This window comes from uncultured Agitococcus sp., from assembly GCF_937920075.1.
Taxonomy (GTDB): domain Bacteria; phylum Pseudomonadota; class Gammaproteobacteria; order Pseudomonadales; family Moraxellaceae; genus Agitococcus.
In genome coordinates this window covers 1-1,079 of sequence record NZ_CALETI010000500.1, presented here as the reverse complement: position 1 = coordinate 1,079, position 1,079 = coordinate 1, and the positions used below count along the sequence as shown (strand labels likewise).

Here is a 1,079-nt window from a genome sequence, read left to right as displayed (position 1 = left end):
AGCAATCATTAAGTCAATTACAAGGCAAGGTTGCTAAAAAAGCCTTAGAAATTGCTGTTAAAAGTGGTACTAAAGTTGTGCTTGAAGAAGCTAAAGCACGCGCTCCGTTGGGTATTGTTCCTCATAAATTTAAAGAAAAAGGCGCGGTTATCACAGTTAAACCCGGTAATTTGCGTAAATCTTTAAAACAACGTGTGTACCGTGGCCAACGTGCATCAATGGGTAATATTCAATCCATTATCCCGTTAGATGGCCGTGCATTTTATGGCAAGTTTCAAGAATGGGGATGGAAAGCCAAAGGTGGTCGATACATTGCTCCGCAACGGTTTTTAGCACCAGCTTGGCAAGCCAAAAAAGAAGAAGCCCTTGACCAGTTGGGCAAACGCTTAGGCGAAGAAGTCGAAAAAGCAGCAAGAGAGGCAGCTAATGCGCGTTAGTGAAGCAATCTACAAACACTTAGCTCCTATTTTTGGTGAGCGTCAAGTGTGGCCAAATGCCGCGCCCGAAGATGCTGAATACCCGATGATTATTTCTGTGATTGCTAACCGTGAATTAGTCAATACCCTAGATTGTGGCTATTTAGGCCACGCTAAATGCCGTGTGCAACTATATATTTTTGCTAAAGAATTTGAAGAATGCGAAGCATTACGCGACAAAGTTATAAAAATTATGACTGAGCAAACAGATTTACCAAGCTGTTTGCCGATTAGTGACAACTATCAATTTGAATCTACAGTGCAAGCGCACTTAATTGTTGTTGAATTTTCTATGTGGGAGCAAACAAATAATGGCCAATAAAAACGTATTACACGCGCAAGGCACACGTTTTCAGCGTAACAGTGGTGTGGCATGGCAAGATATTAGTCAAATTAAAGATATTACGCCACCTGCCAAAACGCGCACCGAAATTGAAACTACCACTATTGACCAATATGACGGTGCAAATCCTGACCCTCATAAAACCTATGTGGGTGGTTTGATTGATGGCGGTAGTGTGAGCTTAGATACTATTTTTAATCCTGATGCCTTAGATAATCAGCGTCTTTTAGAAGCAGATATTGAAGCAGCTAACCCTGTTG

3 protein-coding genes are annotated in these 1,079 nt (G+C 41.5%); all 3 read left to right on the top strand.

Annotated features, from left to right (window positions below):
- Positions 1-437: HK97-gp10 family putative phage morphogenesis protein (locus tag Q0212_RS16685; protein ID WP_297927625.1), on the top strand; the 437-nt coding region annotated here is incomplete at its 5' end.
- Entirely contained in the window at positions 427-798 is a 372-nt protein-coding gene (locus Q0212_RS16680) for a DUF3168 domain-containing protein (protein WP_297927623.1), read from the top strand. The genes Q0212_RS16685 and Q0212_RS16680, both read left to right, overlap by 11 nt.
- Positions 788-1,079, top strand: a 292-nt coding sequence (locus Q0212_RS16675; RefSeq protein ID WP_297927622.1) for a hypothetical protein, incomplete at its 3' end; no start/stop codon positions are given. The genes Q0212_RS16680 and Q0212_RS16675, both read left to right, overlap by 11 nt.